At 62.1% G+C, this 9,477-nt stretch carries 15 protein-coding genes; all 15 read right to left on the bottom strand.

Annotated elements, in window-relative coordinates; genetic code table 11:
- Positions 1-86: 86 nt before the first annotated feature.
- Complete coding sequence (locus tag JCM25156_RS06010) at positions 87-503, bottom strand: hypothetical protein (RefSeq protein WP_025812473.1); 417 nt, start codon at positions 501-503, stop codon at positions 87-89.
- Entirely contained in the window at positions 500-736 is a 237-nt protein-coding gene (locus tag JCM25156_RS06005) for a hypothetical protein (protein WP_025812472.1), read from the bottom strand. Before JCM25156_RS06005 ends, JCM25156_RS06010 begins: the two co-directional genes overlap by 4 nt.
- A 28-nt stretch (positions 737-764) precedes the next feature.
- Positions 765-1,103 (bottom strand): hypothetical protein, encoded by a 339-nt coding sequence (locus tag JCM25156_RS06000; protein WP_025812471.1) that lies wholly within the window; start codon positions 1,101-1,103, stop codon positions 765-767.
- Complete coding sequence (locus JCM25156_RS05995; RefSeq protein ID WP_025812470.1) at positions 1,100-1,396, bottom strand: hypothetical protein; 297 nt, start codon at positions 1,394-1,396, stop codon at positions 1,100-1,102. The genes JCM25156_RS06000 and JCM25156_RS05995 overlap by 4 nt, the downstream gene beginning before the upstream one ends.
- 18 nt (positions 1,397-1,414) lie before the next feature.
- Positions 1,415-1,876, bottom strand: a complete 462-nt coding sequence (locus JCM25156_RS27095; RefSeq protein ID WP_051577485.1) for a hypothetical protein — start codon at positions 1,874-1,876, stop codon at positions 1,415-1,417.
- Between the two features lie 66 nt (positions 1,877-1,942).
- A complete protein-coding gene (locus tag JCM25156_RS29825) occupies positions 1,943-2,263 on the bottom strand; it encodes a hypothetical protein (RefSeq protein WP_051577484.1) in 321 nt (106 codons plus the stop codon).
- Positions 2,161-2,391 (bottom strand): phage tail protein, encoded by a 231-nt coding sequence (locus JCM25156_RS32585; protein WP_199898827.1) that lies wholly within the window; start codon positions 2,389-2,391, stop codon positions 2,161-2,163. Before JCM25156_RS32585 ends, JCM25156_RS29825 begins: the two co-directional genes overlap by 103 nt.
- Positions 2,392-2,411: 20 nt before the next feature.
- Positions 2,412-3,581, bottom strand: a complete 1,170-nt coding sequence (locus JCM25156_RS05975; protein WP_025812469.1) for a hypothetical protein — start codon at positions 3,579-3,581, stop codon at positions 2,412-2,414.
- Positions 3,581-4,222 (bottom strand): putative phage tail protein, encoded by a 642-nt coding sequence (locus tag JCM25156_RS27090; protein WP_025812468.1) that lies wholly within the window; start codon positions 4,220-4,222, stop codon positions 3,581-3,583. The genes JCM25156_RS05975 and JCM25156_RS27090 overlap by 1 nt, the downstream gene beginning before the upstream one ends.
- On the bottom strand, positions 4,219-5,235 hold the full coding sequence (locus tag JCM25156_RS05965) for a baseplate J/gp47 family protein (protein ID WP_159104972.1): 1,017 nt from the start codon (positions 5,233-5,235) through the stop codon (positions 4,219-4,221). Before JCM25156_RS05965 ends, JCM25156_RS27090 begins: the two co-directional genes overlap by 4 nt.
- Before the next feature lie 59 nt (positions 5,236-5,294).
- Complete coding sequence (locus JCM25156_RS21950) at positions 5,295-5,774, bottom strand: phage GP46 family protein (protein WP_025812466.1); 480 nt, start codon at positions 5,772-5,774, stop codon at positions 5,295-5,297.
- Between the two features lie 63 nt (positions 5,775-5,837).
- On the bottom strand, positions 5,838-6,407 hold the full coding sequence (locus tag JCM25156_RS27085; RefSeq protein WP_025812465.1) for a phage baseplate assembly protein domain-containing protein: 570 nt from the start codon (positions 6,405-6,407) through the stop codon (positions 5,838-5,840).
- Positions 6,404-7,786 (bottom strand): phage baseplate assembly protein, encoded by a 1,383-nt coding sequence (locus tag JCM25156_RS05950; protein WP_025812464.1) that lies wholly within the window; start codon positions 7,784-7,786, stop codon positions 6,404-6,406. Before JCM25156_RS05950 ends, JCM25156_RS27085 begins: the two co-directional genes overlap by 4 nt.
- Positions 7,783-9,291, bottom strand: coding sequence for a DNA circularization N-terminal domain-containing protein (locus JCM25156_RS05945; RefSeq protein ID WP_025812463.1), 1,509 nt, complete (start codon positions 9,289-9,291; stop codon positions 7,783-7,785). The genes JCM25156_RS05950 and JCM25156_RS05945 overlap by 4 nt, the downstream gene beginning before the upstream one ends.
- The coding region (locus JCM25156_RS30195; RefSeq protein ID WP_034958550.1) for a hypothetical protein at positions 9,288-9,477 on the bottom strand (190 nt) is incomplete at its 5' end. The genes JCM25156_RS05945 and JCM25156_RS30195, both read right to left, overlap by 4 nt.

Raw genomic sequence — 9,477 nt, 5'->3', positions numbered from 1 at the left:
GCTGTAGCGCGCCAACAGGTTTGGAACTGCGGGACAGAAGAAATGGAACCCCACAGAACTGCTCTTAGATGACGATAAGAGGCCCCTCAGACCTCTTTTTTTATGTCTTCGTGTTCCGGTGAGGGCGTACCTTCATCCTGCTGGCTCACGGGCATGACGGGATAGGACGGTAGCGGATCGAACTGTCGCGGTGGCCGTCCCGCATTGGCATCAAGCTCATATACCAGTAAGCGTGCCGCGATAGCCTGGGCATAGACTTCCTGAATTACATCATCTCGCACCCATAACTGGTGCGTCAGCATATCGGTGCGCTGGATATACTCACCTATCAGTTCACGGGTCTGCGCAACCAGCGCCAGCGCCTGCTGGCCTGCGGCAAGCTGCTCCTGGCGTCTGGAAATCCGGTTTTTCGCCACATTGCCACACCAGCCCCCGACAACCCCCAGAATGCCCTCGATCAGGCCAGACCAGGCATTCACCACATCGAACACATGCCCGATCATGATGCCGCCACCATGCCAACCGGCTTTCCATTCGCCAGCAGGTTCCCCGCCGCATCCACCACGACCAGGGCGACGCCACCGAATGCGCCCGCGATCTTCTGCGCGCAGGGCACCGGTTCCAGCACAGTGCCGTCAGACAGGGTGACGGTCAGGTTGCCGGTGCCGTCGAATGACACGGAACTTATGGACAGCGGCGCTGTCGCGGCATTGCCGGGTGCAATCTCGACCACCATGGCTGATTGGTCAGGAGAACGGCGTCATTCATGCGGGATTGCCTGCGGCGGGCACTGTCACGCCCGCAATAACGGTAACGGGAAAGGTATGGCTCGACTGGATGGTGCCATCAGGCCAGACCACGCGCAGGTCACAGCGATATAGCGATGGTGCCCACGCGCCGGTGTCAGCCGTGCTGCCGATCTGTAGGACACCGGTGCGGCCGGGAACCTGCTGGACCGTCAGGTCGGCCAGCAGGTTCCCCAGCACATCACGAAGCTGGCTGGTGAACACACATCCCGTCAGGTCCAGCACGGCACCACGATAATCGCGGATCAGGGCGGCAAGGCGGAATGTGTTGCCCTGCTTGATGACGAATCCGCTCACGTGCCTGTAGCGGAAGCGGGTGTTTCCGCCGTGGCGGTCGCGGCAGTCTGTGTAGTCGCAGGCGTATAGATGCTTCCCGCCGGATAATCCCCTGCCGCATCAAGTCCCAGCGCCATGCCAGCGGGCGGCGTGTAGGCATCGGCACTGGCGAGCATCATGGGCATGATGACATAGCCGACCTGCTGCCAGCCAAGCTGGGCCGTGCGGTACAGAACATAGTTCTGGGGTGCGGGAACTGCTGGCGTTGCGGTCTGGTCAGTCGCGGTGGTGGTCGTGGAAGCTGCATCGGTCATGGTGGATATCTCCGGTTATCATTGCGCGGGTCGGGCGGGCAGAACGGTGCTGGCCGTATCGGTGCCATCCGAAATGGCCATGAGGGCCTTCAGATAAGCAATCCAGACCGCCGGTGTCGGCTCATCCAGCAGCTTGTAGTGGTGCAGGACATGGGTGCGGGCCTGCGCCAGCGCCGTGGCGGCCTGTGTCGCAAGCGGTATCGTGATTACGGGCTTCGTCGCCACATGCACGGCGGGGTCAACCGGCCCAAGACCTGAGACCTTTACGGCGCGGCCGGTATCCCTGTCATACCAGACTTCGCCCCGATGATCTTCGACATGGGACCACGCCCCATTGACGAAAACACGGGCAAAACCCTCCTTGGCGTCTGGCGGGTCCGTTGTGGTGGCCAGGGCGGGAATGCCGACACCCCGCGCAAGCAGCACATCCGATGTCGATCTGTATTCGCCGGTATGTCTGGCATAGTTGTGAACAGTCACCCAGCCCGGAGAGGCGGCAAATCCGGAAGAATCGAGGGTGGTGCGGGGTTTCGATGGTGTCATTATTTATGCAGCCCTTACGATCGCGTTCCATGCCATGTTGACGGGGCGCGTTTCCGTCGCCGTCCGTGCAACAGCAGAGGCGTCAAAGTTCAGTTCGTGGTAAGCGCCAGACACGCTGGAAGAGGACGGGACATTCCCCGCCGTATGCGTTCCGGTGTTGAATACACCGGTCGCGGCGTTCGCCGTGCTGATATCGGCTACCGTGGTATAAGCGGAACCGGTCATTTCCTGCACGGCGTCCTGCTGGACCGACAGCAGCGCACGCCCGGTTGTCGGGTCGATACCGGCTCCATCATCCCAGGCACGGACAAATTTTCCGCGCATATCGGGAGAACCCCCGATGGGAAGCGCGCCGCCAATACTGGATAGGTGGTCGTGCTGAAGCTCGCTCCGTTAAGTATGAGCCAGCCACTCGGAGGCGTTGATGAGGGCCAGAAGGTCAGGCACCCCACAGGAACGTCTGCTCGCTGCGCTAAGTTATAGTATGCCCCTGAAGGCTTACAGCGCTTACCGTGCTCGTATTTCCGCCCGAAAACACGAGTGCTGCAACCTGCGTATCCGTGGGATTCCAGAAACCTGATACAAGCTTGGCGTCGGCGTTGGCGCGGGCCGTGGCTTCGGCGGCCTCAGCGGCTTCCGCTCTGGAAGTTTCCGCCGTCACGTTGGAGTGCCACGCCAGAAAATCTCCACCTCCCGAATACCCAAAATACGGGTATCCGGTGCTGCTGTAGTGAAGCGTCAACCCCTGTTCGTCGCCGGTTGCCATTCCGACCGTTCCGGAAATCAGATTGGCGTCAGCATTGGCACGCGCTGTGGCCTCGGCAGATTCGGCGGCCTCGGCGCGCGAGGTCTCAGCAGTCACATCCGCATACCATGCCAGCATTCCACCGCCGCCGGTGTAGCTGGCATACATACGCCCCGTGCCGCTGTAGTGAAGCCCCGTCCCCTGCGCATCTCCGGACACCATGCCGGATGTGCCGGATACGAGCTGCGCATCGGCATTGGCGCGGGCTGTGGCTTCGGAAGTGACAGCAGCCGCACGGGCCGTGGCTTCAGCGGTTATGTCCGAATACAGGGCGGCAGTATAATAGGTACCGTTCATGGAATAGGACTGGTACACCAGCCGATGATTCCCGTCATAGGACAGGTCGCCAAGCGCGCCATACGCGCCGTTCAGTTCCGTCCCGTAGGTCGAAAGCAGGTAGCCGCCCGTGGTGATGTCGCCCGATGTGTTGACATAGGAGTAACGCAGCCCAGGATAGGTGGTGTCACGGCCAAGATAGACCTTGCCCGCAACCTGATCGAAGCCGCCGCCCTGCTGCGCGGGAATGAAACCCAGAAGCGGCTGTAACAGGGCATCCGCGTTTGCCCGTAACGTCGCTTCATTTACGATCTTGTCATTGACGACACTGACCTGCTCACCGCACAGAAAACGGATGGCCTGCGTCAGAAGAGTATCGTCAGCCGCATTCCCGGATAGACCGGCCGTAATAATGGGATCCATGATCGCATTGCGGTCCTGGTTGCGATCCGACGCCAACAGATAGGTGCCCTGGACACCAGCCGCATCGCTGCGATCAACATACTGCCGCCGTCCCTTGTCATCCGTCACATAGCCGGATGCGGTAGTGTAATCGACCATCAGTTCAGTTCCTGATCAACAATATATAGGTACGTATCGGCAGGCTTGTTGCGCGCCATGGGGCAATAAAGCGCCTGCGCCTCATCTGCGATCGCAGGCACGACGACGGATCCGCAGATCGACATGCCACAGACCGCCGGTCCACAGATCGCGGCATCCACTTCCAGATTGGCCGTTCCCGACCTGACGTGGACGATCCAGTCATAAAGCACGTTGCCACCCGAACAGATGGCATCCCCGCAGATCGCAACGCCACATTCGGCGGGCCACGGTTCCTCGATCTCGATATCGACACCCAGCGCCTTCGCCATGCGGGTGAAAAAGGGAATGCTGGAGCCGCCCTGGGCGGTCCACCGCTGATAGGCCAGCGCCTGACGAAGCGCCGTAGTCGTCGCCAGCGTGTCACGACCACATGGGTCAGGCCCCAGCACAGCCTCGTAATCATCCAGCAGCAGGGTGGACGTCCCTGGATTTATTTCCGGCTTCAGCGCCTCCATATCCGCTTCCGCCTGCGCCACCAGTGCGGAGAATGGATAGAGCAGACCCGCCAGATTGCTGTCAGGTTCCTGCGGCCATGCCCATCCATCCGGGCATAGGGCCGCCAGATGTTCCGTCAGCACCTGTTCGGGCGTACGGCTCATACCACGTTCCCCCATTCGATATGATCGAAGGACGCCAACTGGTTCGGGGCCATCTGCTGGTCACCTGTCGGGACGGATATGACGTGACTGGTCTCACCGGACACTGACGAAATCGCGTCCGATAACTGGGATTTATACAGCCACCCGCCAATGGTCTGAACCGCGTAATAGGCGGACACCGCCGCCTGAACCAGCGTCCGCCCGTTCGCAGTATCCGGGTTGAGGGAAATTGTGGGGGTCTGCGGGACGATCTCGGCCGCCACGACCACGATATTCCCACGCACCGGGCGCTCCTGGTCGATGTAGGACTTGATCATGGCCAACTGGGCGGCCGTGGGAACGGTCGGTCCGGGCATCGCCACGATGATGCCAATGGTGTTGGAGCCTACCCAGTCCGGCACCACATTGAAATATGGCGCGCCCGCATCCTTGGCCCATCGCTCGTAATCAGCCTCGCTGCCACCAGATGCGGGGTTGCGGATACGGTCAATGATCCGGCTGCGCCAGATCTCGACATCCTCGATATCCGCACCACCGGCCAACCCATCCGAATCCACCGCGACGGATGTAATTCCGTCGATGGGGGATACCATCGTGACAGTTATGTCTGCGGCAAGGTTTCCCGCTGTGCCGGTAGTCTCGGCCACAACCGGAACAGGCGTTCCATTGGACCCGGCCGGAACGGTCACGGCCTGGGCCGTGATCCAGCGGACAGTGCCGTCCACCGTGAATTCCGTCCCTTGTGGCACGATGGTCTCAACCGATGCTGTGGCCATGACATAACCTACGGCCGCCGTCGCCGGATTGCGCGGAATGCCCCACATGACCGCGTGCTGCGGCAACAGCCCGTTTTCCGTCGCCGTGGTAACCATCAGTTCCTTGGCCAGGGACTGAAGTGTCAGATACAGGCCGAACAGGCCCATGGCATGAACGGCCGCCAGCACGTTTTCCAGCGTATTGGGCGCACGGGCATCCAGCTTGACGGACGTGCCATCGCTGGCGGTGAAGGTCATGCCATCCAGAGCGGTGCAGAATCTGTCAAACAGGGTCTGTGGCAGTGGAATGGATAATGTCATGACTGCTTTACGGGAGCCGTGACCGTTCCGGTCGGAAGGGTTGCCGTGACCTGCACCCGGCCGCGTGCGGTAAATGATGCCCCGCTGCCGATCTGGATATCGTAGAAAGCCGCAAGATCAGCCATTGGCTCCGCAATGTAGCGTCCGGCGGCCAGACGGGCAGCGTCATCCTGCTTCGCGTCTTCCAGTAACCACAGTCGCGATCCCATGCGCACGCCGCCTGTCAGGAATATATCTCCCGGCCAGCCGCGCGCGGCCATGATCCCACCAGGGGCAATCCCGTTCAATGTGCCGGGGATGCGGTCATCATCGCGGGCGCGCCGGTCGGTTCCCATCGCCAGCAGGACCGGCGTAGCCCCGGTGCGATCAATGGCGATGCGCCCGCGACCGGCAGCGGTCACCGCAATCACTACATCGCATGCCCGCAATGCCTGGGCATAGGCCATCTGGATATTCTGGAACGGGACTGTCGCCATGCCCGGCAGGATCGCGCGCGCGATCCCATCCGTGCATCCTGCACTACTGCATGGTGAGATCGGCTAGGATTGCGGCGCGCCTGTCTCGCCTGTTCCGACCTGGACACCATTATGCAGATGTTCCTGCACACTGATATCTCCGGCCTTGATATCGCCGGTGGCCGCTATCGTGCCATTGACCTTCAGATCCACATTCAGCGTGGCTCCCTGCGGCGTGATGTCCAGCAGCGTCTTGCCGCCGATCTCGACGCGCATTTCGGTTGCGGCGATGATCCGAACTATCTTGCCGTCTTGCAGATAAATCTGCTGACCGACTGAATCGTAAAGGACCGTCTCACCTTCATCCAGACCGCCCGCGCGGGCCAGCGACGGATTCGCGGGCGGCAGGGCAACAAGATCGGATGGATCACCGCCCAGCGCCACAACCGGGGTAACCGCACCCTTGACCGGCGCGCAAGAAGACAGACCGAACTGCTGATGCACCGGCACCTGACTGCGGGTACGTCCCGCATGGGCCGTCACGGTCACGAGCTGGTTGGCTCCCGTGTCGTCAATGGCCTGCACCACGGCGCGGACGGCAAGCCCACGCAACTGCATGACAATATGATCGAAGCTATGCGCATCCCCGCTCATGATCCGGTCCTCGTACTGGATGATCCGTCAAACGCGCGTGCCCGCCGGGTGCGTCGCAGTCCATTGTGGCGAGTGTCATCGTCACCGGTCAGGTCAAACGCATCGGGATCCACGACTGAAATGCGGGTGCGATATCCGTCCTGGCCATCCACCCACGTTACGGCACCAATCAGCATATCCCCGTCAATGCCCAGATAGTCATCCTGCACCAGGACAATCTGGTTAGGTAGCCACAGGCCACCCGATGGTGCCCTCAGCCCCTTGACCGAATAGACCCGCATGGATGCGCCCGCACGGGTGGATCGCATCCGCCATTCAGCCTGGTCCTGTAATGTCCAGGGGCTGTTGTCGCTGCGTGGCTTCATGGCCTTGCGGCGCGGCTGGCGGGAACTGGCACGGTATGCGCCCGCCGCCGGGATCGTTGTGGTCGTATTCGGGTCAACCGGGTTGGCGCTCTGCTGGGTCGCTACTGATCCTCCACTCTGGGTCGCGGCCAGCCACACGCGCGGCCGGTAACGCCGCACCGCCGGATTGATGGAGTGCCCCCAGCGCAGGATCGCAGCCGATTCCTGTCTGGACGGATCAGCGCCATAACCATCAGTGGCGAGAGATTCCGACAGCGGGACTGAACCCGCCTGAAGAGGTGCCTGAACGGGTCTTAACAGATTTCTGAAAGCCCCCTTGACCCACACATCAGAAAACAGACCGCGCGATGAAATCCGCGCCTCCATGGCGTGGACATTACCCGGCAGGCGCAGCGCGTCCGGCGCGCGGGTGCGCCCCGATGTGGTCAGCACGATACCACCCACACCATCCGAAGTGACCAGAATGCCGCGCTGGCGGGAATGCCGTTCGATCGCGGCCATGGCTGTCTCGGCCGGTTCCAGCGCCACCAGCGTAAACGGCGCGCCAATATCCACATCCGTAGTGACCGCAATGCCGAAAGGACTGGCGATCGACTGGACCAGATTGGCCAGCGTGATCTGCCGGTATTCTCCCGGCCCGGTGGGATTGGCGTGGCAGTCCACCATATTGCCCGTTACGTCACGACCGGAAATAGCGGCCTGAAACCCATTCTCGTCAACACGGACCTGCACGTCATCAACGGCCCCTTTCAGGACCGTCCTGCCATGGACCCGCACCTCTACCGCGTCGTGCTCGGTGATCCGCGAGGCTTCCGCGACTGCTGTCGGGGAAACCGGCGTGGCCTGACCAAAGGGAGCCAGCGATTTACGGGGAAAATAAGAGATACGGAACGATCCCGCGATATCCATCAGGTCACGGCCACATTCGGATTCGGTATATTCGACCAGCGGCTTCCCGTTGACCAGAACGGTCATGGGGCGGTGTGATCCCTGGACGGATATGCTTTCGCTCATGATGTCTGTTCCAGCACTTCCACATTTCCCGCCGCAATCGTGGCCGGATTGGCGATCAGGTTACGTGTCACCATGTCCGTCAGCATCGGCACCACGTTTTCCACCGTGTCTCCCGCCAGCGCATAGGCCAGTGCCCAGGCGCTCATCGCGCGGGGCACTGCCACGGTGACCACGGCGGGCAACCGCCCCAGACGGGAAGATATGTCCGCCACGACAGCCGCCCGCGCGTTTGTCACGGCGGTCAGCAGGGCGAGCAGCGATCCCGGAAGCGATGCGCCCGATATGGCCATTCCTGCTGCTGCGCCAAGGGATGCCGCCGCGCCGGGCGAGAATGCGACCGGCAGCACCGTGCCCGCGCCCGAGGCCGGAACATTGGTGCCGGATGCGGCCACGACAATATCCGCAGTCAGTCCATCCATGGCCTGTGTCAGAGTATCACGCATGGCCAGCGCATCGGACTGGCTGGCGTAGGAAATTGCCGCTGCCGTTGCCAGCGCCTGCGACATCGTGACAGCACGGGCGCAGGCCGCAATGGCCAGAGCGCCAGCGGCTCCTGGACCCGATGCCTGTGCAGACCCGGCAGAACCGATCGCGGTCGCGGCCGATAGCAGCAACATCGTCGCAGTGCGTGGATCAACCGCCGTTGAAGATATATCCGCCGTATCCACGGTCGCCGCCCCGGCCGGTGCTATGGCGGGCGTACTGACCGCAACCGCATCCGCGATGGCAACCGGCACGGCCGCAATGGCATCCGTCACACTGTCGGCATATGTGGTGCCGGTATTGGACAACGGCTCAGGCAACCCGGCTGACAGTGTGGCGATCGGAGATTTGGCGGCGGATGTCAGCGGTTCCGGCGCGCTGCCGGTCAGGCCGCTCCAGATACCGGCGATCTGGGATATGGAATTACCCAGTGCCGTCGCCATGGACAGCGGCAGGACGATTGGAGCCAGCAGGTCACGCATCAGCATGGTCGCACCATCGACCATGGCGTCGGCCTGAACCAGAACGGCCGTCAGCGTGTCCAGCGCGGTAGCCATCACCGGCTCGCGCACCACCACCATCTCAAAGCTACAGATGCCCAGTTCGCTCTCGTCCAGGCTAATCTTCAGCGGCTGGAGAACGCGGACCTTCAGCTCACCCCACCATGGATGGACCAGCGTGCCGGGGCCGGGCTGCATGGACGCCTGCCGTAGCCGCAGGGTGCGCAACATGTAGTCATCACCCGCGATCATGCCCCGGATACGCATGGGGCCGTCCAACGCACCGGTATCCTGCAATGCGAAGGAATCGACGCCGGGAAACCACATCTGCACGACACGGCGACCGGATTCTTCCTCCGATGTCGGCATAGAGAATGTGACACCCCGGAAACTGGCCTCGGCCAGCGTGGCCCCGATCAGGGAAGTGGCCAGATCCCCCAGCGCACCGATATCCGACAGGCCGCCCAGTGGAGACGCGGAAAATCCGCTGCCCAGCGATGACCCGATCCCGAACAGACTCATGGCCGATCCACCATCCGGCCACGGTTGGGCTGGGCTATGGTCATGATACCGGCTGGCCCCGCTGTCTGATGAATCTGCAATCCACGGTCAGCCGAGACATGCAGTCCCAACGCTGCACCGCCTGCGCCCGATACGGCGGCGGCCGGCACCGGAACGGATACGGCCGGTGCCGGCACCAGCGCAGGC

The organism is Komagataeibacter kakiaceti JCM 25156, from assembly GCF_000613305.1.
Note: the sequence above shows the minus strand (reverse complement) of the source record. Positions and strands in the feature narration are given on the sequence as shown.